The 23,666-nt window shown below is 71.2% G+C and carries 18 protein-coding genes; 6 read left to right on the top strand and 12 right to left on the bottom strand.

All coding sequences use genetic code 11. The features are described 5' to 3' along the window. Positions 1-24 precede the first annotated feature (24 nt). A complete protein-coding gene (locus tag AMK24_RS29550) occupies positions 25-1,029 on the bottom strand; it encodes a methyltransferase (protein WP_338012712.1) in 1,005 nt (334 codons plus the stop codon). Between the two features lie 149 nt (positions 1,030-1,178). After that, positions 1,179-3,287: an MMPL family transporter gene (locus AMK24_RS29545; protein ID WP_073771971.1), complete on the bottom strand. Its 2,109-nt coding sequence runs from the start codon at positions 3,285-3,287 to the stop codon at positions 1,179-1,181. A gap of 214 nt (positions 3,288-3,501) precedes the next feature. On the opposite strand from AMK24_RS29545, the gene AMK24_RS33780 reads away from it, so the two are divergent. Both AMK24_RS33780 and cmdF read left to right on the top strand, forming a co-directional pair. After that, positions 3,502-6,150, top strand: coding sequence for an amino acid adenylation domain-containing protein (locus AMK24_RS33780; RefSeq protein WP_158072179.1), 2,649 nt, complete (start codon positions 3,502-3,504; stop codon positions 6,148-6,150). A 68-nt stretch (positions 6,151-6,218) separates the two neighbouring features. Next, positions 6,219-7,838 carry a tyrosine 2,3-aminomutase gene (gene cmdF / locus AMK24_RS29535; protein WP_107427486.1) on the top strand — a complete coding sequence of 540 codons (1,620 nt, stop codon included), beginning with the start codon at positions 6,219-6,221 and terminating at the stop codon, positions 7,836-7,838. A gap of 103 nt (positions 7,839-7,941) precedes the next feature. Here the strand turns inward: cmdF and AMK24_RS29530 are convergent, their stop codons facing one another. The 3 genes from AMK24_RS29530 to AMK24_RS29520 form a co-directional block, all read right to left on the bottom strand. Next, positions 7,942-8,223: a phosphopantetheine-binding protein gene (locus AMK24_RS29530; RefSeq protein ID WP_073771969.1), complete on the bottom strand. Its 282-nt coding sequence runs from the start codon at positions 8,221-8,223 to the stop codon at positions 7,942-7,944. A gap of 44 nt (positions 8,224-8,267) precedes the next feature. Next, positions 8,268-9,650 (bottom strand): condensation domain-containing protein, encoded by a 1,383-nt coding sequence (locus tag AMK24_RS29525; protein WP_073771968.1) that lies wholly within the window; start codon positions 9,648-9,650, stop codon positions 8,268-8,270. 68 nt (positions 9,651-9,718) lie between these two features. Then, the gene (locus AMK24_RS29520) at positions 9,719-11,044 is read right to left on the bottom strand and encodes an MFS transporter (RefSeq protein ID WP_242435298.1); all 1,326 of its coding nucleotides are present in this window, start codon (positions 11,042-11,044) and stop codon (positions 9,719-9,721) included. Between the two features lie 226 nt (positions 11,045-11,270). On the opposite strand from AMK24_RS29520, the gene AMK24_RS29515 reads away from it, so the two are divergent. Both AMK24_RS29515 and AMK24_RS29510 read left to right on the top strand, forming a co-directional pair. Further along, positions 11,271-11,693 (top strand): SgcJ/EcaC family oxidoreductase, encoded by a 423-nt coding sequence (locus AMK24_RS29515; RefSeq protein ID WP_073771966.1) that lies wholly within the window; start codon positions 11,271-11,273, stop codon positions 11,691-11,693. 221 nt (positions 11,694-11,914) lie between these two features. Beyond that, complete coding sequence (locus AMK24_RS29510; RefSeq protein WP_073771965.1) at positions 11,915-12,751, top strand: alpha/beta fold hydrolase; 837 nt, start codon at positions 11,915-11,917, stop codon at positions 12,749-12,751. A gap of 84 nt (positions 12,752-12,835) precedes the next feature. On the opposite strand, the gene AMK24_RS29505 is transcribed toward AMK24_RS29510, so the two are convergent. From AMK24_RS29505 to AMK24_RS29475, 7 genes are all read right to left on the bottom strand, one after another. Beyond that, complete coding sequence (locus AMK24_RS29505) at positions 12,836-14,419, bottom strand: 4-hydroxyphenylacetate 3-hydroxylase family protein (protein ID WP_073771964.1); 1,584 nt, start codon at positions 14,417-14,419, stop codon at positions 12,836-12,838. A gap of 41 nt (positions 14,420-14,460) precedes the next feature. Next, entirely contained in the window at positions 14,461-14,670 is a 210-nt protein-coding gene (locus tag AMK24_RS29500) for a DUF6052 family protein (protein WP_073771963.1), read from the bottom strand. Further along, a complete protein-coding gene (locus AMK24_RS29495) occupies positions 14,639-15,949 on the bottom strand; it encodes a phenylacetate--CoA ligase family protein (protein ID WP_073771962.1) in 1,311 nt (436 codons plus the stop codon). Before AMK24_RS29495 ends, AMK24_RS29500 begins: the two co-directional genes overlap by 32 nt. Before the next feature lie 82 nt (positions 15,950-16,031). Next, on the bottom strand, positions 16,032-17,597 hold the full coding sequence (locus AMK24_RS29490; RefSeq protein WP_073771961.1) for an MFS transporter: 1,566 nt from the start codon (positions 17,595-17,597) through the stop codon (positions 16,032-16,034). Positions 17,598-17,640: 43 nt separating this feature from the next. After that, complete coding sequence (rfbB, locus tag AMK24_RS29485; RefSeq protein ID WP_073771960.1) at positions 17,641-18,639, bottom strand: dTDP-glucose 4,6-dehydratase; 999 nt, start codon at positions 18,637-18,639, stop codon at positions 17,641-17,643. After that, on the bottom strand, positions 18,636-20,018 hold the full coding sequence (locus AMK24_RS29480; protein ID WP_073771959.1) for a nucleotide disphospho-sugar-binding domain-containing protein: 1,383 nt from the start codon (positions 20,016-20,018) through the stop codon (positions 18,636-18,638). The genes rfbB and AMK24_RS29480 overlap by 4 nt, the downstream gene beginning before the upstream one ends. Positions 20,019-20,061: 43 nt before the next feature. Continuing rightward, complete coding sequence (locus AMK24_RS29475; RefSeq protein ID WP_073771958.1) at positions 20,062-21,408, bottom strand: FAD-dependent oxidoreductase; 1,347 nt, start codon at positions 21,406-21,408, stop codon at positions 20,062-20,064. A gap of 250 nt (positions 21,409-21,658) precedes the next feature. On the opposite strand from AMK24_RS29475, the gene AMK24_RS29470 reads away from it, so the two are divergent. Together AMK24_RS29470 and AMK24_RS29465 are read left to right on the top strand one after the other, a co-directional pair. Then, complete coding sequence (locus AMK24_RS29470; RefSeq protein WP_073771957.1) at positions 21,659-22,237, top strand: dTDP-4-dehydrorhamnose 3,5-epimerase family protein; 579 nt, start codon at positions 21,659-21,661, stop codon at positions 22,235-22,237. Between the two features lie 23 nt (positions 22,238-22,260). Further along, positions 22,261-23,658, top strand: a complete 1,398-nt coding sequence (locus AMK24_RS29465) for an acyltransferase family protein (RefSeq protein WP_143203743.1) — start codon at positions 22,261-22,263, stop codon at positions 23,656-23,658. The last annotated feature ends 8 nt before the right edge of the window (positions 23,659-23,666 follow it).

Raw genomic sequence — 23,666 nt, 5'->3', positions numbered from 1 at the left:
CGCGTTCGGCCGGGGCGGCGTGCGTCAGACCACGGACATCTGGATGATCGCGGAGGAACCCGCGGGGTGGACGGCGACGACCCGGAGCCCGGCCCGGCCCGCCAGCTCCGTGAACGCCTCGACGCCGCGTTCCTTGGCTCCGTAGACGCACAGCATGCGCAGGTCCATGCCGGTGTGCGGGGCGTCGCCCGCCGAACCGGTCGACTCGATCACGAACACCGATCCCGTCCGGCCCGCCGCCTCGGCGCAGCGCCGCAGGATCGCGACGGACGCCTCGTCGTCCCAGTCGTGCAGGACCAGGGAGAGCACGTAGGCGCCCGCGCCGGCGGGGAGAGGGTCGAAGAAGCTGCCCGTGACCGCGTTCGCCCGGTCGTCCAGTCCGGACGCCGCGAAGGACTCCTTGGCGCGCTGCACCGCGTCGGGCAGGTCCAGGACCGTGCCGCGCAGCGACGGGTAGGCGGTCAGCAGCGCGGTCAGCAGGGAGCCGTCGCCGCCTCCGAGGTCGATCACATGGCCGGTGGACGCCCAGTCGAAACCGGCCACGACGGCCGGAGCGCGGGTGGCGACGTCCTGGCCGAGCAGCCGGTTGAACGATTCCGCGCGCCGGGGGTCGTCCGCCAGATCTTCCCAGAAGGAACGGCCGTAGCGCAGCGGGAAGGCGGCCTTCCCGGTCCGTACGCTGTGCAGCAGGTCGACGAACGACAGCTCTCCGCGTCCCGCCCCCTCCATGTCGAACCAGGCCCGGACGCCCGCCGGGTGGTCCTCGCACAGCGGCCGGCCCAGGGGGGTCAGGGTGTACCGGCCGAGCTCGTCGCGGTCCAGCAGGCCCCGGACGGCGAGGTAGCGCAGCAGCCGGTCGAGGGAGTCCTCGTGCACGGCGGCCGCCTCGGCGAGTTCGCGGGCGGTGCGCGCTCCGGCCGTGATGTGGTCGGCGATGCGCAGTGTCGCGGCGACGCGCACGGCCATCGGGGTACCCAGGTTCGCCATCGACCACAGTTCGGCGGCCTTGCCGTCCTCATCGCCCAACACGGCGTGTCCTTCCGGGGAATCGGCCTTCGGCCGGTGGGCCACCATCGTGACGCCAAGTCGCGGGCGTCCCATCTTCTGGATTGCGCAGTCGTACGGCGGGCGGCCCGGGGGAACCGGCCGCCCGCCGTACGGGTCTTCCCGGGCCGGTCTCAGCCCACGGGCTGGGACGTGCGGTCCTCACGGACGGGAGTCGGGCCCCCGGCCGCCTTCGACAGCGCGCCCGGCCACCAGAACCGGGGCCCCAGGTCGAGCGCCAGGGCCGGCAGGAGGATCGTCCGGACGAGGAAGGTGTCCAGCAGGATGCCCAGGCCGACCACGACGCCCATCTGCGCCATCGGGACCAGCGGCAGCGAGGCGATGACGGCGAACGTCGCGGCCAGGACCACACCGGCGCTGGTGATGACGCCGCCGGTGGTGGTCAGGCCGGTGAGCACGCCCTTGGCGTGGCCGTGCAGGGCGACTTCCTCCTTCACGCGGTGCATGAGGAAGATGTTGTAGTCGATTCCGAGGGCGACCAGGTACACGAACCCGAGGAGCGGCACCGACCAGTCGACGCCGGCGTGCCCCATCACGTGCTCGAAGAGCAGGTTGGACGCGCCCAGGGCCGCGAAGAACGACACGACCACGGTGCCGAGCATGATCAGCGGCCCGGCGACCGACCGCAGGAGCCAGATCAGGACGAGCAGGACCACGAGCAGGACCGCGGGGACGGTGACCCACAGGTCGCGGACCGAGGCGCGCTGGGTGTCCAGGCTCTGGGCGGTCGTTCCGCCCACGAGGGCGTCGGTGTTGTCGCGCAGGGCGTCGACGGTGTCCTTGGCCCCGGCGCTGTCGGGCACGTCCTTGAGCACCACGGACAGCAGGGTGAGCTCTCCGTCGGGAGTGGTGGGGCCGTCCTCGACGGACACCACGCCCTCGGTCCCCTCGGCGGCCCGCCGCACCTCGGCCGCGTCCGCGGTGGGCGTGACGACGGTGGCGGGGTCGGAGGAGCCGGACGGGTAGTGCGCGGAGATCCGCTCCTGGGCGACGACGGACTCGGGCTTCGTCTGGAGCAGTTCGCTCTGGGTGAGTCCCATGTCGAGGCCGAGGGAGCTGAGGGCGAGAAGCCCCGTCGCGGCCAGCGACAGCACCCAGGCGCGGCGTGGCCGGGCGGCCGTGACGGAACCGATGCGCTCCCAGCGGCTGTGGGACGCGGGGGCCTCGGGAGCGGCGGCGGCCTCAGCCGTCCAGCGGGGCACGAAGGGCCAGAACACCCAGCGGCCCAGGATGACCAGCAGCGCGGGCAGGATCGTGACCATGGCGAGGAAGGCGCAGACCACGCCGATCGCGCCGACCAGGCCCATGGACCGGGAGGAGTTGACGTCCGCGAGGACCAGGCAGACGAGGCCGATGGCGATGGTGCCGGCCGAGGCCAGGATGGCCGGACCCGACCGTCGCAGCGCGGTCTTCATGGCGATGTGCCGGTCCTGCTCGCGGCGCAGTTCCTCGCGGTAGCGGGCGATGAGCAGCAGGGCGTAGTCGGTGCCGACGCCGAACACGAGGACCATCAGGACGCCGGAGCTCTGCGGGTCGACCGGCAGCCCGGCGTACTTGGCGAGCATGTAGGTGCCGACCTGGGTCAGCACGGAGGCGAAGCCGACGGAGAGCAGGGGCAGCAGCCACAGGATGGGGGAGCGGTAGGTGATCAGCAGCAGGACCGCGACCACGAGACCGGTGACCATCATCAGCATGGAGTCGAGGGACTCGAAGGCGCCGGCGGCGTCGGTCGTCGAACCGGCGGGCCCGCCCACCTCGACGGCGACGCCCGGCGGGGCGTTGGCGTCGGCGATGTCGCGGACCTTCTTCGTCGTGGCGACGATGTCGGCGTCGCTGATCAGCGGAACGACGACCATGAGCGCCTGGCCGTCCTTCGACTCCAGGGGCGCCTCGACCTTCTCGCCCTCGGCTGCCAGTTCCTGGAAAGCGGCTATGTCCTTCTCGGCCTTGGCCCGCCCCTCGGCGGGCAGCGAGCCGTCGGCGCTGTAGACCACCACGGCGGGCATCAGCTCGTCGGCGCGGAACTTCTCCAGTTCCTTGTTCAGCTTCGCGGATTCCGAGCTGCGCGGAAGGAAGGCGTTGGCACTGGAGTCCTGGACGTCGGCGAGCTTGCCCGCCAAGGGGCCCAGCGCCATCGCGATGATGAGCCAGGCGGCCAGGACCAGCCACTTTCCACGTCTGTCACCGGGCACACCGCTGGTGCGCTTGAACCAGGCTTGCAAGGGGGGCTCCTTCGGGCACGTTCGGATTCCGCGGTGGCCGAGAGTGCCGGGAGGGCCGCACTGCACGGCCGTTCCGACGCGGCCGGCGGGGTCCTCCATCGTTCCCAACTCCCCCTGGAAGACGTCAACTTCCAGATTGCGGAGTTGGTCGAACAAGGTTTGGCGGGGTCCTTCGGCCGGCATGCGGAGCTCCGCACACAAGGAGAAGCGTCCCGTGCGCCACCGCCTCAAGATGGGCGTCGTGGCGAATGACGTGACTGTGACCGATCCGGACCGGGGGCTTCTGCCGGCCTCCGGATCTGCGGCGTTGCACCGGTACGCGGCCTACCACGTGACCGGCGGACTCGACCTGGACGCCCTGCGAACGGCCTGGCGGGCGGTCGCCGGGGACGGTGCTCCCGTGGAGCCGGCGGCGGTCGGGCAGACCGCCGGCGAGGGGTTCGGGGACGAGGAACTCTGCGCCCGGTGGGCGGCCCGTCCCTTCGCCGAAGGCGACGCGCCGGCCCGGCTCCACCTCGCCCGCAGAGGCCCGCGCGAGCACCTGCTGCTCCTGGCCGCCTCCCACTCCGGGGCCTGGGAAGGACCGTCCGGGGCCCTGCCGGCCGCCCTGTCCGACGCGTACCGCGCCGTCGTGACCGGCGGTCGGCCCTCCGCCCCGCCCCTTCGGCCGGCGCCCGGGACACGTGGGGGCGAGGAGCCCTCGGCGACCGCCGCCGGTCTGGTCCTGCCCGCCGACCGGAACCGCCCGCACCTGCCCCCGCACGCGGGGGGCGCCGTCGCCTTCACCTGGAGCCCGGACCTCGGCTTCCGTACGGCCCGGCTGGCCGAGGCGGCAGGGGTCACGCCCGCGGCCGTGGTGCTGGCCGGATTCCGCGCCCTCGTCCACCGCTATGCCGGACAGGACGACGGCACGCTGTCCACCGCCTTCAGGGAGCTGCTGCGCACGGTGCCGGACCCGGCCTCGAAGCCCTGCCGTATCGAGGGGGCCGACGCCGTGTTCGTCCACCGGGAGCGGGCGGCCCTGCGGATACCGGGCGCCGAGGTGCGGCAGCTGTCCGTGCACAACGGCACGGCCGCCGCCGATCTGGCCCTGGTCCTCCAGGACACCGCGCCCTGCGTCGCCGGCTTCCTGGAGTACCGCGCCGCACTGTTCGAACCTGCCTCGGCCCGACGGCTGCTGGATCAGCTGGCCACCCTCCTGGCAGCCGCGACCGCCGATCCGGACGCGCCCGTGGGCGGACTCCCGCTGGACGACGAGCGCCACCGGGACCGCGCCCTGCGCGCCTCGGACCGCCGGGCGCCCCGCGGACACGTGACACCGCCGGTGCACGTCTCGGTGCGCGGCCACGCCGGACAGGACGGCACCGCCGTCTCGTTCGGCGGCGTAAGCACGGGCTACGCCGAACTGACGGCGCACGCGGCCCGCGTCGCCTCGGCCCTCACCGCGGCCGGCGCGGGGCCCGGCTCGCCGGTGGCGGTGCGGATGCGACCGGGCGCCCACCGGATCGCGGTGCTGCTGGGAGTCCTGGAAGCGGGCGCCCACCTGGCGTGGTTCGCGCCGGACGGCGGGGGCGAACGCCACCGGTCGATGCTCCGCGATCTGCGCCCGTCGTGCATGGTGCTCGACGGCGGTCCGCAGGAGGATCCGCTGGCGCTCTGGTACGCCGGTGAACCGGGCGCCCGTCTGCTGGACGCCTCCCAGGTGCTCGGCTCCCCCTCCGCCGCTCCCGGTGCGGACGCGGCGGCCGGGGCCCGGCCGGACCCGGAGGACCTCGCCTACGTGGCGTTCACCTCCGGTTCGACGGGGCGCCCCAAGGGGATCGTCCAGTCCCACGCCGCGCTGGCCCAGTTCGCCGGCTGGATGGGCGAGCAGTTCGCGATGGGGCCGGGCGCGCGGGTGGCCCAGTGGGTCTCCCCGGAGCACGACCCGGCGCTGGCCGAGGTCTTCGCGACGCTCGTGGCCGGCGGCACGCTCTGTCCGGTACCGGAGCGCGTCAGGGTCAACCCCGACAAGCTGGTGCCCTGGCTCGTCCAGGAGGGCATCACCCACATCCAGACCGTGCCCAGCTTCGCCCGGGACCTCCTCGGCGTGATCACCGGCTCCGGCCCCGACCGGCGGCCCGACGCCCTGAGCCACCTGCTCCTGATGGGGGAGGCGCTGCCGGGCGAACTGGTGGACGGGCTGCGCGCGGCCCTGCCCCGGACCCGCCTGATCAATCTGTACGGGCCCACCGAGACGATCGCCGCGACCTGGCACGAGATCACCGGACCGGTCGCGGGCCAGGTCCCGATCGGGCGCCCGCTCCCCGGCCGTCAGGTCCTCGTCGTGGACGAACACGACCGGCCGAGCCCGGCCGGCGTCACCGGCGAACTGGTGGTCCGCTCCCCGTACGTGACGCCGGGGTACCTCGCCGTCGAGGGCGGCCCGGACCACGGCGCGCTGTTCGCACCCGTCGCCGGCTTCGCCCCGGACGGCGACCGGTGGTACCGGACCGGGGATCTGGCGCGGGTGCGGTTCGACGGCGCCCTGGAGTTCCGGGGCCGCAGCGACTTCCAGGTCAAGCTGTTCGGCAACCGCGTGGAACTCACCGAGATCGAGGCCGCGCTGAACCGCGACCCCTCGGTCCTGGAGTGCGCGGTCCTCCCCCACGTCAACGGCCAGGGCCTGGTGACCCGCCTCGCGGTGTACGTGGTGCCGCGGGGGGACGGCGAGGGGGACGTGAACGCGGACGTCCGGGCCTGGCGGTCCCATCTGCGCGGCCAGTTCGGCCCCCTCACGCTGCCCGCCGTCTTCACCCGCCTGTCCTCGCGCCTGCCGCGCAACGCCGCGGGGAAGGTGGACCGCTCCCAGCTCACCCGCTGAGCCGCCGCGCCTCACGAACCCACCCCCTGACCTGTCGTACACCGGCCTCGGCCGCTACCCATGGAGTGATGGCATTGACTCAAGTCGAGACCGAGATCGTCCCGGTTTCCATCGACGGCGAGACCCTGACCGTCGACGCCGTACGCCGCGTCGCGGAGGAGCGCGCGGCGGTCGACGTACCGGCCGAATCCATCGCGAAGGCCCAGAAGAGCCGGGAGATCTTCGAGGGGATCGCCGAGCAGAACATCCCCATCTACGGGGTGACCACGGGGTACGGCGAGATGATCTACATGCAGGTCGACAAGTCGAAGGAAGTCGAACTGCAGACCAACCTCGTCCGCAGCCACAGCGCGGGCGTCGGCCCCCTGTTCGCCGAGGACGAGGCGCGGGCGATCGTCGCCGCCCGGCTGAACACCCTGGCCAAGGGCCACTCCGCAGTACGCCCCGTGATCCTCGAACGCCTCGCGCAGTACCTGAACGAGGGCATCACCCCGGCCATACCCGAGATCGGGTCGCTGGGGGCGAGCGGCGACCTGGCGCCGCTCTCCCACGTCGCGAGCACCCTCATCGGCGAGGGCTACGTCCTGCGCGACGGGCAGCCGGTGAAGACCGCCCAGGTGTTGGCCGAGCGGGGCATCGAGCCGCTCGAACTGCGCTTCAAGGAGGGGCTCGCGCTGATCAACGGCACCTCCGGGATGACCGGTCTGGGCTCGCTGGTCGTCGGACGCGCCCTGGAGCAGGCCCAGCAGGCCGAGATCGTCACGGCGCTGCTCATCGAGGCAGTACGCGGCTCGACCAGCCCCTTCCTCGCGGAGGGGCACGACATAGCCCGGCCGCACGAGGGCCAGATCGACACGGCGGCCAACATGCGGGCCCTGATGCGGGGCAGCGGGCTGACGGTCGAGCACGCCGACCTGCGCCGCGAGCTGCAGAAGGACAAGGAGGCCGGCAAGGACGTCCAGCGCTCGGAGATCTACCTGCAGAAGGCGTACTCGCTGCGGGCCATCCCGCAGGTCGTCGGCGCGGTGCGCGACACCTTGTACCACGCGCGGCACAAGCTGCACATCGAGCTCAACTCGGCCAACGACAACCCGCTCTTCTTCGAAGGCAAGGAGATCTTCCACGGGGCGAACTTCCACGGTCAGCCGATCGCGTTCGCGATGGACTTCGTGACCATCGCCCTCACCCAGCTCGGCGTCCTGGCCGAGCGGCAGATCAACCGGGTCCTCAACCGTCACCTCAGCTACGGCCTCCCGGAGTTCCTCGTCTCCGGGGATCCGGGGCTGCACAGCGGATTCGCCGGCGCCCAGTACCCGGCCACCGCGCTGGTCGCCGAGAACCGGACGATCGGCCCGGCCAGCACCCAGAGCGTCCCGTCCAACGGGGACAACCAGGACGTGGTGAGCATGGGCCTGATCGCGGCCCGCAACGCCCGCCGGGTCCTGTCGAACAACAACAAGATCCTCGCGGTGGAGTACCTGGCCGCCGCCCAGGCGGTCGACATCTCCGGCCGGTTCGACGGCCTGAGCCCGGCCGCGAAGGCCACGTACGAGGCGGTGCGCGCGCTGGTTCCGACGCTGGGCGTCGACCGGTACATGGCCGACGACATCGAGCTGGTGGCCGACGCGCTGTCCCGCGCCGAGTTCCTCCGGGCGATCACCCGCGAGACGGACGTCCAGCTGCACTGACCGCACCCCGGCACCACATGGCTGAGGCGGTTCACCCGGTGCCGGGTGAACCGCCTCAGCCATGTGGTGCCGGGCGCCGCGGGGAGACGGCGCCCGGCGCGTCTCACCCCGTCCCGGAGCCGTCGGTCCCCGCGGCCTCGGCCGTGCGGACGACCGCCGCGATGAAGGTCGGCAGATCCGGGTCGTCGAAGAGGACGCCGATGTCGACCCAGAGGTCCAGCTCCTCCTGGATGCGCGTGGCGATGCGCACGGCGGAGACCGACTGCCCGCCGAGCTCGATGAACGTCGCGCCTTCCTCACCGGACGTGCCGAGAACACCCGTCCAGATCCGGGTCACCTTCTCCTCCAGCGAGGATCCGGCCGTTGTGTCGGAAACGGTGGACACTGGCTTTCCTTTCTTCGGGCGGGTTCGCCGCTGCCGGAGCTGGGTCAGGAGGTGAAGGGGGCGTCCGGCCGGGCCACCGACTTCTCCAGCAGGTCGAGGTAGTCGGCCAGGAAGGCCGCCATCGTCTCGTCCTTGAAGCGGTTGGTGTTGTACCCGAGGCTGCCGGCCATGGAGCCCGAGGGGTCGATGTGGATCGACCAGAGCACCCCGTCGGGGATGTCGGAGCCCTCCGACTGCGAGAGCTGCCGCTCCCAGATCTTCGAGTACGTCAGGTCCCCGGCCTGCTCGGGCCCGTCGGACGCGGGCGCGTGCACCGCCTGGAAGACCGAGATCTGGTGGTCGTCGGAGGCCGCCGACGCCATCAGCTCCGGCACCTCGGGGATCAGCCGGGAGAACGGCAGCTCGTGGGTGAACGCCTCTCCGCAGGTGGTGCGGGTGCGCAGCACGACGTCGCGGAAGGAGGAGCACCCGGAGAGGTCGGTGCGCAGCGGCAGGAAGTTGATGAAGGACCCCACGGTGTCCTCGAACCGGGAGTTGTTGCGGCCCCCGGAGAAGGTCGGCACGGTGATGTCCAGCTCACCCGTCCTGCGGTGCAGCAGCACCTGGTAGGCGGCGAACATGGTCATGAACGGGGAGCACTTGGCCGCCCGCGAGAACTCCACGACGGAGTCGGCCAGCTCCCCGCGCACGGCGAACCGCTGCCACGCGGTGCCCTTGGGCAGCCCCGCCGAGCGCGGCATGTCCGTCTCGAGCCCGATGATCCGCGCCCCCTGGAGGCGCTTGCGCCAGAACTCCTTCGAAACCGCGACCCGCGGCGCCTCCGCCGCCTCGCGCTCCCAACGGGCGAACTCCGCGTGCTGGGTCGGCTCGGGCAGCGCGGGAACCGGGTTCCCGCGCCTGGCGGCGTACAGGTGGAGCAGGTCGCGGGCGATGACGTGCATGGCCCAGGCGTCCGCCGCGGTGTGGTGGGCTATGAGGACCAGCACCGAGTCCTTCTGGTCGAAGCGCCCGAGGACGGCGCGCAGCAGGGGCAGTTCCCGCACGCTCAGACCGGTCGACTCGACCTCGTTGAGCAGTTCCTCACCGCGCCGCACCCGCTCCGACTCGTCGACGCCGCCGAGGTCGCGCACCTCCAGCGAGGCGGGCCCCGCGGGCAGGACCTCCGGACGGTGCGTGCCGCCCTCGCGGACCAGCGAGGTGCGCAGGGCCTCGTGGCGCACGACGACGTCGCCCAGCGCCTCGCGCAGCGTCTCCTCGTCGATCCCGCCGGTCAGCCGCCAGGCTCCGACGATGTGGTACATGGGGCCGAACGGGCCCACGTCGGCGCCGTCGTTCCCGCTGTCGAACATGCACAGGAACTCCTGGTGGAAGGAGAGCGGCGGCGCCGTACCGTCCTGGGACCGGTCGGTGGTGTCGGACGTCGTCATGGTGTCAACCTCTCATCGGGAACGTCGCCGGCGCTCGGTGCCGGACGGGGTGACGGAACAGCGGACGGTCACCCGACGGGGCGGGCGACGGCGGGTTCGGGCACCGGGTCGCCGCCCGGGGCCGGCTGGGCACGGAAGAGCCGTCGCTCCCACAGGGTGGCCGGCCAGACGAGCAGGACCGCGGCCATTACGGCGGCGATGAACCAGCCCGAGGCGCCCCGGTCGTCGGAGTAGGCGGCCAGCAGCGGCCCCGCTCCGCCGAGGAGCGCGGTGGTCGAGGCGTGCGGCAGGCCGATGCCCAGGCCGCGTATCTGCGGAGGGAAGATCCTGGAGAGCATCTTGGGCAGCACCATGGTGACACAGCCGAGGAAGATCACTCCGGTGCTGTAGGTGAACGCCAGGCTCGCGAAGGAGTCCTGGACGGTGAGGTAGGCGTACGAGCCCACGGCGGCGAAGACGACGCTGGAGACGATCAGGAACCTGCCCGGCTCCACCCGGTCGGCGAGCAGCCCCAGGGGGACCTGCAGCAGGATGACCGAGCCGGTCACGCAGACCACCACCCAGAACATCGTCTGCGATCCGATCAGGCGGTGGCCCATCGCCGGGACCGCGGTCGACCACGTTCCCCCGATGACGCCGAGCCCGGCCACGAACATCACGGCCAGCACCACCTGGCGGCGGTGAGCGCCTATCAGTTGGCGCAGTGAGCCGCGCCGGGCCCGGGGGCGCACCTCGCGGCGGAAGACCTCGGTCTCGGTGAGCCGGCGGCGCAGGACCAGCAGGATCACGCCGAAGACGCCGCCGAGGAGGAACGGCACCCGCCAGCCCCATGCCTCCATCGTCGCGGTCCCCAGCCACACGCCGAGACCGGCGCCGAGCAGCGAGGCGACGAAGGGGCCCGCCATGGTCGTCACGGAGAAGAGGCTGCTGTAGAGGCACCGGCGGTTCTTCGGCGCGATCTCCATCAGGTAGGTGGCCGCCGCCGTCCACTCCCCGCCCGAGGAGACGCCCTGGGCGAGCCGGGCGAGCAGGAGCAGCAGCGGGGCGATGATCCCGATGTGCTCGTAGGTGGGGACGACGGCGATCAGCGTCGAGCCGCCGGTCATCAGTCCGATCGCCAGCATCAGGGCGGGCCGGCGGCCGCGCCGGTCGGCGAGGCGGCCCAACAGGATTCCGCCGATCGGCCGGAACAGCATGCCCGTGCCGAAGACCGCGAACGCGCCGAGCAGGGAGGTGAACTGGTTGGACGAGGGGAAGAACTGAGCCGCGAAGAGGGGAGCGAAGAGCCCGTAGGCGAGCCAGTCGAACGACTCCACGAAGTTGCCCACCACCGTCGCCACGACGGAGCGTCGGTGCGATTGACCTGGCTGCACCGATCCATTGACAGCGGGCATCGAGCCTCCGTGCGTAAACGTGTGCGAAGTCCTTGACACCGCAGATCGTCGCACCGGGTTCCGGGCCTCAGCTTCTTCCAGAATGCGCGACTTGTTCTGGCCGTGAAGTGACTGGCGTGGGGCGCAACGCAGGAGATGCCCGGCGGCGGGGCCGACTGCCAGCGTCGGGCCCAGGCAGGTCTGACGGCCGTGCCGAAACCGCCATCCAACGGACGGGAACCGAGATATGACCAGCACCGACTCGACCACCTCCGCTCCGAACGCGGCCCTGGCCGCGGTAGCCGCCCTGCCGGGGCGCATCGTGGCCGCGTGGGCCGACCACGACGCCGACCGGTTCGCCGACGTCTTCGCCGAGGACGGGACGATGATCCTCCCGGGCCTCTACCGGAAGGGCCGTGAGAACATCCGCACCCACATGGCGGCCGCGTTCGCGGGCCCGTACAAGGGCACGCGCGTCATCGGCAGCCCCATCGACGCGCGTCTGCTCGGCGACGGGGTCGCTCTGCTGATCACCGAGGGCGGCATCCTGGCCCCGGGTGAGACCGAGGCGAGCGGCGACGGCGCCGTCCGGGCCTCGTGGCTGGCCGTCGAGCAGGACGGGCAGTGGCGTCTGGCCGCCTACCAGAACAGCCCGCGCGGCAACGACTGACGAAATCGCCGTCCCTTTTCCGCCACACGGAGCACTGAGCATTCCTGAAGATGCGAGCCGCGCCTGAGGACACGACAATGTCCGGAAGGTCCGGGCACGCCGTCGTGCAGCGGCCGGCGTGCCCTCCGGACCCCTCAATTCCGGCAGGACCGACTACTTTCCCGCCGGACGCCGGTCTCTATTGTCGGCAGCACGCCCCACAACGTGATCTGAGGGAAAGCATGTCTTCAACCCGCGAGAAAGCAGCCAAGGTGGAATCGACGACGGTATCGGCCGACGGCACCACGATCGCCTTCGACAAGTCGGGCGAGGGGCCGGCGGTGATCCTGGTGGCCTCCGCCCTGGCCGACCGCTCCGACGCCAAGAGGCTCGCCGCTCTCCTCGCCGAGCACTTCACGGTGGTCAACTACGACCGGCGGGGCCGCGGCGCCAGCGCCGACGGTTCGGCGTACGCGGTCGAGCGCGAGATCGAGGACATCGCGGCGCTGATCGACCAGGTCGGCGGTTCGGCGTCCCTGTTCGGCAGCTCGTCCGGCGCGGTGCTCGCCCTGCGAGCCGCCGCCGCCGGCCTGAAAGTGAACAAGCTCGCAGTCTACGAGCCGCCGTTCTCCGTCGCCCCGGACGGCTTCGGCCCGCCCGCCGGCTTCGCCGGGCAGATCGACGCCCTGCTGGCGGAGGACCGGCGCAGCGACGCGGTCAAGGCCTTCATGGTCAAGGCGCAGGGCATGCCCTCGTTCATGGTCGGCGCGATGCGCCTGATGCCCGGTGTCTGGTCCAACCTCAAGGGTCTGGCCAACACGCTGCCCTACGACATCGCGGTCATGGGCGACACCCAGCAGGGCAAGCCGCTCCCCGCCGAGCCGTGGTCGGCGGCCTCGGCTCCGACCCTGGTGCTGACCGGTTCCAAGAGCCCCGAGGGCTTCCAGCGTGCCGCGAAGGAACTCACCGGAGTGCTCCCCGACGCGAGCCACCGCACGCTGAACGGGCTCAACCACGGCGCCGTGGCCATGGCGCCCAAGAAGCTCGCCCCCGAGCTCATCGAGTTCCTGCGCGGCTGAGTCCCCCTCCTCACCCGACGGCGTACGTGAAGCGGCCCCCGGACATCTCGTCCGGGGGCCGCGGTACGTCGTCGGCGGGGGCGGCTACCGTCCTCCGAGCAGGTCACGGGAGGCGGAGCGCAGGTCCGGGAACGACTCCAGGTCGGGAGCGGTCCAGCCGTCCAGGTCGTACTCGTCCATGCAGGCCTGGGCGAAGTCCTTGTAGGAGTCCAGTTTGCCGCTCGCCGTCTGCGAGAGCAGCAGTTCGATCCGGGTGTTCTCGTGGTTGCCGGAGTAGTTCCGCTCGTAGAGTTCGTGGCGGCCGCCGAAGTCGGAGCCCACCGCGTCCCACAGCAGCTTCATCACCTTGACCCGCTCGTCGGCGCCGGCGCCGTCACTGCCTCGGAGGTACTTCTCCAGGTAGGGGCCGGTCTCGGGGTTGCGGAAGTCCTCGGTGGAGGAGTTGACGTACATCAGTCCACTGGCCACGTCCTGCTGGACGATCTCCAGCACCCTCGGATAGCCGATCTGCATGAACCAGCGGTAGGCCATGCCCGCCTGGGGGTTGGGCAGGAGCGTGCCGTTCTTCCAGGGGACGGGGTTGCGGGCCGCCGCGTCCGACAGCGACCAGAAGAGGTTGCGCCAGGCCAGGACCTCGCCCAGCCGGGTCTGCACGCCGCGGAAGTCCTTCGCCCCGGTGATGTCCAGCGCCTTGGCCAGCAGTCCGGCGATGAACTCCAGCTTCACGGCGAGCCGCGTGCACCCGTGGAAGGTGGCCCGCTCGATCATCCCGGACTGCCCGGCGAGGAGGTGCACCTTGCCCAGGTTGCCGTAGACGAACACGTTCTCCCACGGGATCAGCACCTGGTCCAGGACGAGGATGGCGTCGTTCTCGTCGAGCCGTGAGGAGAGCGGGTTGTCGAACGGGCTGCCCGTCATCGCCGCGGTCGCGGAGTAGGAGGGCCGGCAGATCACCTTGAGTCCGTCCGCGTCCATCGGCACGGTGGCCACCAGGGCGAACTTCCGGTCCTTGATGGGAAGTCCCCAGTGCGAGATGAACGCCGCGTGGGTGAGGGCCGAGCCGGTCGCGACGACCTTGGCCCCGCTCACCACCAGACCCGCGTCGGTCTCCCGCTCGACGTGGATGAAGACGTCGCCCACCTCGTCGGCCGGCAGCGACCGGTCCACCGGGGGGTGGAGGAAGGCGTGGTTCCAGTACAGCACCTTCTCCTGCGACTCCCGGTACCAGCGCCGGGCGTTGTCCGCGAAGGGCTCGTAGAAGTCGGCGTTGGCCCCCAGCGTGCCGAGGAACGACGCCTTGTAGTCGGGGCTGCGCCCCATCCAGCCGTAACTCTTGCGCGCCCAGGACGCGATGGCGGCCTGGTCCTTGACCAGGTCGTCGACACTGCGCGGCGCGGTGAAGAAGCGGTGGGTGAACCCGTCTCCGGAATCGGTGGGCGCCGTCAGGACCGCCTTCTGGTCGGGGTCGTGAAGGCTGTCGTACAGCCGGGCCGTCATCCGGGCCGGGTTGTGGAACGCGGGATGCGCGGTGACGTCCTTGACGCGGTTGCCGTCGAGGTACACCTCCCGCGCGTCCCGCAGACTCTCCAGGTACTCCTCGCCGGTCAGCGGCCGGGTGCCGGAACTCTCATCGGCCGGGCTCGTTTCGCGCTCTGCACCGTGGGACACCGGTCTCCCTTTCGTCTGACCCGGCGAGCCGGGGGATGGGTTCAGGCCACGAGGCTGTCGTCGTGCCCCCGGTAGTAGTCGAACTCCACGGCCTGGCCGTCCAGGGCGATGCGGAGTTCCGCGCGGGCCGCCCTGACCGCGGCGAGCACGGCCGGGACCGTGCAACTGCCCTCCAGCGCGCCCAGGCTCCGGTAGCTCCCCAGGAGCTGCTCCACCTGCTCAGGCCTGAGGGGCGAGTTCGCGCTCGTCATGAAGTCGTGCCGCCTTCCACTTCGATCGGGGGAGGCTGCCCGCGGGGGTCAGCTCCACCTGGGGCCGTATGCCTATCTCACGCTTGAACTCCTCGGTGATGCGGCCGCACAGGCTCTCGCCCGCCTCGCCCGAGATGTCCCCCGCCTCGACCTTGACGTGGATCGTGTCGAGTCCGCGGACGGTCCTGATGGACGAGTGGAACTCGTTCACCTCGTCGAATCCGCGCAGCACGTCCTCGATCATCACCGGGGTGATCGAGACCCCGCGTATCTTGCGCATGTCGTCCACCCGCCGCAGGATGCCGCCGTCGTAGAAGTCCCACGTCCGGCCGCAACCGCACTCGGTGTGGGGCCGCTTGACCACGACGTCCTCGGTCCAGTGCCGGAAGAGCTGCATCCCCTCGCGGTTCAGCCCGGTGGTGACCCGGACGCCCTCCTCGCCGTAGCCGACGGGCTGTTCGGTCACCGGGTCGAGCACCTCCTCGATGCACGAGGGCTCGATGATGTGGCAGGCCTCGCGTCGGGCGGTGCACTCGAACATGAACACCCCGCCGAACTCGGTGGTGCCCGCGGCGTTGAAGACCCGGGCGCCGAAAGCCTCCTCGATGGTGCGGGTGGTGAAGGCGGAGCGCGGCTCCGCACCGGCCAGGATGATCTGGACGTTCGCCTCGCGGGCGAGGTCGACGCCCATCTCCCGGGCCGTCTCGATCAGCCGCATCGCGTAGCTCGGTGTGAGGCCGAGCACCTCGATCTGGTAGTCGACCAGCAGCCGTACCCGGGAGCGGGAGTCGAGGCCGCCGGCCGGGATGACCGTGGCTCCCATGCGCTCGAGGCCGTAGTGCATGCCCCAGAAGCCGGCGAACAGCCCGTACCCGAACGCCACCAGGCCCTTGTGGTGCGGGCGCACGCCCATGCTGTGGAGCGCCGTGCAGAACGTGTCCACGCACCAGGCCCAGTCGCGTTCGGTGTCGAACGTCCGGATGGGGGGGTTGCCGCTGGTCCCGCTGGTCTGGTGGTGGCGCACCCCGAGCGCCGGATCGAGCGAGGGCCAGGTTCCGTACGGGGGAGACGTGGCTTCCGCGGCGAGGAGATCGGCCTTGCGCAGGAGCGGAACCCGCGCCGCGTAGTCCTCCATGGAGGTGATGTTCTCGGGGAGACGTTCTCGCCAGAAGGGGGAGAGCCTTCGGGCGTGGTCCATCGCGGCCTGAAGCCTGCGCCACTTCCACTGTTCAAGTTCCTGGCGGGGCATGGTCTCCGCCGTGCTGTTCCAGTACTCCACTACGCCTCCGTTGCCGTGCACGTGCACCCCAGAAGGTGATCCTCATGCCTCGACGGCGGCCCGTGCATCTCCGGAAATGCGCTCATGTGGCTGGTTGCGCGTCGTTCTCGGCCGGCTCCTCGCCGTGCCCGTGGTCCATCGCGGAGATGTCCCGCAGCCGGGTGCCGATCAGGACGGCCAGGGCGACGGAGAACACGGCGCAGACGGCGGCGACGGACTGCACGCCGCTGGTGAAGGCCGCGCGTGCGGAGTCCAGCAGGGCGCCGGCGCTGTCCGGTCCCAACTGCCCGGCCGTGTGCAGGGCGCCGGCGATGCTCTCCTGCGCGGCGTCGCCGGCGGCGGGCCCGGCCTCGTCCGGCACCTCGACCCGGGCGCTGTACACCACGGTGCTCAGACTGCCCAGACCCGCGATGCCGAGGGCGACGCCGAACTCGCCGCCGGTGGCGGACAGCGACGAGGCGGCGCCGGCCTTCTCCGGAGGCGCGGCCCCCATGATCGCGCCCGTGGTGATCGGCCCCACCGGGGAGGCGCCGAAGTAGATCAGGGTGGTGGCCGTGATGAGGAGGACGGTGTCGTCGCCGTCCACCCGGGTGATCAGGAGCTGCCCGACGGCCGCGATCAGCAGGCCGCCCAGCAGGACCCGGGACGGGGGCATCCGCTGGGCCAGCAGGTTCGACACCTGCACGCCCACCACGAGCACGCAGGCCGGGATCAGGAGCCACAGTCCGGCGGCCAGCGGGGAGTGGCCGGCGATCGTCTGGAGGTACAGGGCGACCATGAGGCCGGTCCCGCCCATGATGACGGCGTTGACCATACTGACCGTCAGTCCGGCCCGCAGGGTGCGGTCGGCGAAGAGGCCCAGGTCCAGCATGGGGTCGGCCAGCCGCCGCTGGCGCTGGACGAACAGCGCGCCGAAGACCACGCCGAGCACCACCGCACCGGCGGCGAGCGGATCCCACCCGCTCCGGGCGAGCTCCTTCAGCCCGTAGATCACCGGCAGCACGGTCGCGAGGGAGAGCACCGCGCTCAGCAGGTCCAGCCGCCCGGCGTCCGGGTCGCGGGACTCGGTCAGCAGCACCGGTCCGGTGACCACCACCAGCAGCATCACCGGCACGGCGATGAGGAACACCGATCCCCACCAGAACGCGGCGAGGACCAGACCGCCCACCGCGGGCCCGAGGGCGACCCCGGCCATCATCGCGCTCGCCCACATGGCGATGGCGGTGCCCCGCTCCTTGGGGTCCTGGAACATGTTGCTGATGAGCGCGAGCGTGGAGGGCATCACCGTGGCCCCGGCGACGCCGAGCACGGCGCGGCTGACGACGAGCATCTCCGCGCTGTCGGAGAACGCGGCGACGGCGGACACGACCGCGAACACGGCCGCGCCGCCGAGCAGCAGTCTGCGGCGGCCGATCCGGTCGCCGAGAGTGCCCATCGTCACCAGGAATCCGGCGATCGCGAATCCGTAGATGTCGGTGATCCACAGCTGTTGCGTACTGCTCGCGCCGAGGTCCTCGCTCAGTTGCGGCAGGGCCAGCATCAGGACGTTGATGTCCAGCATCAACAGCATGGTGGGCAGGGAGAGGACGGCGAGAGCGATCCACTCCCGCCGTCCGGCGCGGGGCGTCGGCTCCTTGACGGCTGTCACGGAGGTGGCTCCTTTCCTGGGGGGTGCTGAGCAGTGCGTGCCGTCAGCCGACGGCGTCCAGGAGGCCGGCCGCGGCCTTCAGCGGCTGCCACCACGGGCGGTTCTCGTGATACCACTTCACCGTCGCGGCCAAGCCGTCCTCGAAGGCGACCAGGGGCTCGTAGCCCAGTTCCTGGTGGATCTTGGTGATGTCGAGCGAGTAGCGGCGGTCGTGCCCCTGCCGGTCGGCCACCCGGTCCACGCAGGACCAGTCGGCGCCGCACGCGGTGAGCAGCAGGTCGGTGAGCTCCTCGTTGGAGAGTTCGGTGCCGCCCCCGATGTGGTAGACCTCCCCGGCCCGGCCGGAGTTCATGACCATCTGGATCGCCCGGCAGTGGTCGGACACGTGCAGCCAGTCCCGGCGGTGGGCGCCGTCCCCGTACAGGGGCACCCGCATGCCGTCGAGGATGTTGGTGACGAAGAGCGGGATCACCTTCTCGGGGTACTGGTAGGGCCCGTAGTTGTTGGTGCACCGGGTGACGACGACGTCCAGGCCCCGGGTGCGGTGCCAGGCCAGCGCCATCAGGTCCGAGCCGGCCTTCGACGCCGCGTAGGGGACGTTGGGGGCGAGCGGGGTGTCCTCGGTCCACGAGCCGGAGGCGATCGAACCGTAGACCTCGTCGGTGGACACGTGGACGAACCGGCCGACGCCGTGCCGCAGAGCCGCCTCCAGCAGCGTCTGGGTGCCGAGCACGTTGGTCGTGACGAACCGGGTGGCGGTGTCGATCGAACGGTCCACGTGCGACTCGGCCGCGAAGTGGACGACGACGTCGTGGCCCGCCACCACCTCGTCGACCACGCGCGGGTCGACGGTGTCGCCCTGGACGAAGCTGTAGCGCGGATGGGCCGCGACGGAGATGAGGTTGGCCGGGTTGCCGGAGTACGTCAGCTTGTCCAGGACCGTCACATGGGCGTCCTCGGTACCCGGCAACTCGCCGCGCAGCGTGGCCCGTACGAACTGCGAGCCGATGAAACCGGCTCCGCCCGTCACCAGCATCCTCATCGGGTCGCCTCCTCGTCATGGCGATGACGCTTCGTCAGTTCTACCAGGAGGGGCACGAGTTCGACCGGGCTGGGGGCCGAGTTCCGGTCTTCCCGGATCCTCTGCGCGCCTTCGCGGAAGGAGGGTTCGGTGAGCACCCTGCGTAGTGCCTCACGGATCTGTCCGGCGGACTGCTTCTGGTGGTCGATGCGCACTCCCGCCCCGTAGTCGGTGACGACGCGGGAGGTGAGCGTCGCGGTGAGCTGCTTCTGGCAGGTGAAGTCCCACGCGATACCGCCCGGGGTGTCCTCGCCGAACAGCAGCAGGGGCTCGTCGGTGTCGCAGACCACCTGGGGCAGCCCGGCGGCGCTCGCCGCGGCGAAGGTGCCCGTCGATCCGTGGTGGATGACGGCCGAGCAGGTCGGCAGCAGCTGGTCGAGCGGTACGTAGTCGAGGGTGTGGACGTTGTCCGGCAGGGGCCCGCTCTCCGCCAGTTGGTTGTCGTTGAGCGTGGCGATCACCTCGATGTCCAGCTCCGCGACCGCTTCCAGCAGCTTGGCGGTGCGCCCCCAGTCCCCCTTGAGGAACGCCCGCGCCGACACCCCGAGCGACAGCGCCACCCGCGGCCGCGACGGCCGGGCGTACAGCCACGTGGGCATGACGCTGGCGCCGGTGTAGGGCACGTAGCGCACCGGGACGTTCGTAAGCCGGGTCGGCGGGTTCATCGGCGCCGGGAACGGATTGACCGTCCACTGCCCGAGCAGGAGGTCGTCGTCGACCTCCACCCCGTACCGCTCCGCCAGCGGCCGCATCGTCTCGGCCAGGGGATTGGCGACCCCCGCCGCGGGCCCCGCGGCGGCGAACCGCTCGGTGACCCAGCCGGTGTAGTCGGGGGCGACGAGCACCCGTGCGTGCGCCGCGCCGGTGACCCGCGCCGCGACGGCGCCGGAGGGGAACCAGGCGTCCCACAGCACCAGATCGGGCTGCCAGACCCGGGCGAACTCGATCACCTGGTCCACGTCCTGCCGCGGCCGGGGCGGGTGGTAGTCGCGGATCGCCAGCAGGGTGAAGTGGTAGAAGACGTCCCAGGTGGGGCGCTCCTCGTCGCTGATTCCGAGCGCGCGCACGAAGCTCTCGGACTCTGCCGCGGTCGGCAGCATCGCCGCGTAGCCGGGGTCGTCGCGGTCGTGGACCGCCAGCGGCTGAGGCTGCCCGCAGGTCACCGACTTCAGGCCGGCCGCGGTGACGGCCTCGTGGAAGTCGGGGTCGGCCACACCGGTGGGATAGCCCGGGGGCGCCACGACGCACACCTCGTGGCCGGCGCTCTGCAGGGCCCAGGCGTAGGGCACCAGGGGCAGGAAGTGCGCCCGCGCCGGGAAAACCGTGATCATCACCCGCATGTCGGCTCCAGCCCCCGGCGGCCGGCCCGGACGGCCCGCGCGGTCATACGGCCGCCCCCGACTGCTTGGCCGAGGAGTTCCGCATGACCCGCATGGCGAGGCCGGGCCGCATCAGGGCCTGCGGGGGGTCCACCAGTCCGGCCACCCGGAAGAACGCCCCGGTCACCTCGCCGTCGACGGCCGCCGCCGCGTGCAGGCGGGCCATGTAGGCGTTGGCCATCTTCACCTTCATGGTCCGGGGGCCCTCCACCCCGGGGAAGTTCAGGTCCGCTCCGGCGGCGATGTCCCACGGGACGTCGATGACCGTGGAGATGCGCCGGAAGAAACGCAGCGCGTCGGGGACCGGGGCGTCCCGCAGGTGGTCGCGCAGCGCCACGGCCTCCAGCGCGGCGACCGTCATGCCCTGGCCGTAGACGGGGTTGAAGCTGCACACGCCGTCGCCCATGACGAGGAACCCTCCGGGGAAGCGGCGCAGCCGCTCGTAGCGGCGGCGGACGCTCGCCGGGAAGCGGAAGGTGACCGGTTCGTCGAGGGGCTCGGCGTCGCGGACGGCCCGGTAGATCTCCGGCGCGGCCAGCGACTTGGCGAAGGCCAGGAAGCCCTCGTCGTCGGTGGGCGGGTGGTCGCCGAGGATTCCGGTCAGGGAGAGCTGGGAGCTGCCGTCGGCGAGCCGGGGGAAGAACGCGCCGCGGGGGTTGCTCGGCGACGCCACCGGGTTGATCGACAGGTCCGTGCCGTACGGGTCTTCCTTGAGCTTGAAGTGGCGCGTGGTGTAGGCCAGGTCGATCTTGAAGCGGTCCTCCGCGGGCCGCTCGTACCCGAACTCCTCCAGCCAGGCGGGGGTTCGCGAGCCGCGCCCCGTGACGTCGACGACGAGGTCGGCCTCCAGGTGCGCGGGAGTGTCCGTGCCCGACTCGTCGACCACCTCGACGCCGGTGACGCGGCTGCGGTCGGCCGAGGCGGTCAGGCCGCGGATGACGCACCCGTCCATGATCGTCACCTGCGGCAGCGCGGCGACCCGGTCGCGCACGTGGGACTCCAGCTCGGGCCGCGTGGCCGAGACGCTGATCAACCCGGTGTTCGAGGGCTGGAGCCGGCGGCCGTTGAAGTACCACCGCAGGTTGCCCGCGATGTCCCCGGCGGGGATCCCGGCCGAGGTGAGTTCGGTGTCGAGACCGGGGAAGAGCTCGTTGAGGATCTGCTGCCCCTTGGCCAGCAGGGCATGGGCGTGGCGGCCGTGCGGGACACCGCGGCGCTGCTCCTTGCCGCCCAACCGGTCCCGGTCGATCACCAGCACTTCCTTGTACGTCTCGGACAGGACGCGCGCGGCGAGCAGCCCCGCCATCCCTGCACCGAGGACTACCGCGCGGTCACGGGCGTGCTTGGTCATCTGCGGTCCGCCTCCGTTGGCTCCGATGGCTCCGATGGCTCCTGTGGGCCGTCGTCCGGGCAACCGGGCCTCGGACCGTTGCATCGTCACGTCGCGTGTCACCGACCTGCATCTCCCGGTGTGCTGAGCTGGGACGGCCGGGCGCCGCACGCCCCTGTCCGCCGCGCCGCCCGCCTAGACTGCGGCGTTTCGACGGGCCCGGCGGACCCTTCGGCCGCCTCCCGCGAGTCGTCGAGAGAAGGGACGAGCGATGAAGCCGATCGGGATCTCGGGAGCGTGGACGGACGAGAAGAAGATCTTCCGCGACGAACGGGGCTCGTTCCGCGAGTGGTTCCAGGACGAGCCCTTCCGCCGCACCGTCGGCCACCCCTTCGATCTGCGGCAGGCGAACTGCGCGATCTCCTCCCGGGGGGTGCTGCGCGGCATCCACTTCGCCGGAGGCGTACCCGGCCAGGCCAAGTACTTCAGCTGCCTGCGCGGCAGGGTGCTCGGCGCCGTCGTCGACATCCGGGTGGGGTCGCCCACGTTCGGGGACTGGCGGACCGTCGAACTCGACGAGGCCACGGGGCGGGCGCTGTACGTCTCCGCGGGCCTGGGCTTCGGTTTCCTCACGCTGAGCGACGAGGCGGTGATCGCCTACCTGTGCTCGGCGGCCTACGACCCCCGGCTCGAACATGGCTTGAATCCGCTGGATCCGGAGGTGGGCATCGGCTGGCCGCCGGAGGTCACTCCGATCCTCTCGGAACGGGACTCCTCGGCCCCCGGTCTGACCGAGGCGGGGCGGCTGGGGTGGCTGCCTTCCCACTCCGGCCGAAATAAGTCGTCCTGAGCACCGGAACAGCACGATTGGAGATGCGGCTCACACGCCGCAGACCTGACTATTTCGGGAAGTCAACGAGCAAGTGCCAAGGGAAAGGGGACTGTTCCATGGGGGACGTCCTTCGCGACACAGGTGGCGCAAAAAGTAAGCGAATACCGAAGTTCGAGGGACTGCGAGGTGTCCTCGCACTGGGTGTGGTCGTCTACCACGTCGCGTTCCAGGCCGGAGTGGGCAGCTTCGTCGGTGAGCCGGGCAAACCGTTCTGGGGCGTCCTCGCGGACGGTCTGGGGGTCTGCCTTCCCCCCTTCTTCGCTCTGTCCGGAATGATGCTGTACAAGCCCTACGCCCGCGTCACCATCAGCGGGACGAAGCGCCCCGCCACCGGACGGTTCCTCAAGCGCCGGGCCCTGCGCATCCTGCCCGCCTACTACCTGTTGCTCGTCTTCGCGATCCCCGGCTACAACTGGTTCGAGATCGACAGCGTCAGCGACGTCCTGCGGCCCGTGCTCCTCATGCACTTCTACCTGCCCGAGGGGCAGCCGATGCACGGCATCGAGCCCACCTGGACGGTCCCCGCCGAGTTCACGTTCTACCTGGCCCTGCCGCTGATCGCCTGGATCGGCCACCGGCTCGCGCGGGGCGGAAGCACCCCCGCCCAGAAGGCCCGCCGCCTGCTGCTGCCCCTGGCCGCGCTGGAAGTCATGGCCATCGGCTGGGTCACGTACACCAACCTCCCCTCCACCGGCGCGACGATGCAGTGGTACTGGCCGCCCTACTACGCCGGCTGCTTCGCCGCGGGCATGGCGCTGGCCATCTACGCCGCGTACGCCGAGGCGCTTCCCGGGACCCCGGGCTTCTACCGGTTCGTGATCCGGCGTCCGCTGGTCTGCTGGGCGCCGCTCATCCCCCTGTACCTCCTCTACGCCACCAAGCCCATCGGCATCCCGGGCCTGGGCGACAACGCGGCCCTGGCCCAGGAGCTCGTCGACCACTTCATCCTGACCGCCTTCACCCTGCTGCTCCTGGCGCCGATGACGGTCCCCGGGGCAGAGTCCCGGTTCTCGGACGCGCTCTTCACCAGCAAGCCGATCCTCTTCCTCGGCCAGATCTCCCTCGGCGTCTACCTCTGGCACGAGATCGTGATCAACCTCTGGCTCAGGAACGGCAGCATCTTCGGCAAGTCCCCCGTGCCAACGCCCGAATTCCGAGGTGACATGGGGTTCTGGGAACTGTTCCTCTTCACGATCTCGATCAGCGTCGTGCTGGCGACCATCAGCTTCTATCTCGTGGAGAAGCCTCTCATCAAGTTCGGCGAACGCGGCGGGCCACCGCGGGGAAACCTTCCTCCCGCCCCCGCCGAGCCGGCTCTGCGGATCCCGGACCAGCGTCGGCCCGACAGTCCCGCGGAGCCGACCGCCGAGCGCACCTGACTCCCCAA

Origin of the sequence: Streptomyces sp. CB02366 (assembly GCF_001905905.1) — a bacterium.
GTDB lineage: Bacteria > Actinomycetota > Actinomycetes > Streptomycetales > Streptomycetaceae > Streptomyces.
The sequence above is the reverse complement of the archived record's forward strand: the minus strand, read 5'-3'. Positions and strand labels throughout refer to the sequence as shown.

Coding starts and splice junctions, on each gene's coding strand:
- cmdF (WP_107427486.1), top strand. CDS start 6,219: ATGGCATTGACTCAAGTCGAGACCGAGATCGTCCCGGTTTCCATCGAC.
- AMK24_RS29525 (WP_073771968.1), bottom strand. CDS start 9,650: ATGACGACGTCCGACACCACCGACCGGTCCCAGGACGGTACGGCGCCG.
- AMK24_RS29520 (WP_242435298.1), bottom strand. CDS start 11,044: ATGCCCGCTGTCAATGGATCGGTGCAGCCAGGTCAATCGCACCGACGC.
- AMK24_RS29515 (WP_073771966.1), top strand. CDS start 11,271: ATGACCAGCACCGACTCGACCACCTCCGCTCCGAACGCGGCCCTGGCC.
- AMK24_RS29510 (WP_073771965.1), top strand. CDS start 11,915: ATGTCTTCAACCCGCGAGAAAGCAGCCAAGGTGGAATCGACGACGGTA.
- AMK24_RS29500 (WP_073771963.1), bottom strand. CDS start 14,670: ATGACGAGCGCGAACTCGCCCCTCAGGCCTGAGCAGGTGGAGCAGCTC.
- rfbB (WP_073771960.1), bottom strand. CDS start 18,639: ATGAGGATGCTGGTGACGGGCGGAGCCGGTTTCATCGGCTCGCAGTTC.
- AMK24_RS29480 (WP_073771959.1), bottom strand. CDS start 20,018: ATGCGGGTGATGATCACGGTTTTCCCGGCGCGGGCGCACTTCCTGCCC.
- AMK24_RS29475 (WP_073771958.1), bottom strand. CDS start 21,408: ATGACCAAGCACGCCCGTGACCGCGCGGTAGTCCTCGGTGCAGGGATG.
- AMK24_RS29470 (WP_073771957.1), top strand. CDS start 21,659: ATGAAGCCGATCGGGATCTCGGGAGCGTGGACGGACGAGAAGAAGATC.
- AMK24_RS29465 (WP_143203743.1), top strand. CDS start 22,261: ATGCGGCTCACACGCCGCAGACCTGACTATTTCGGGAAGTCAACGAGC.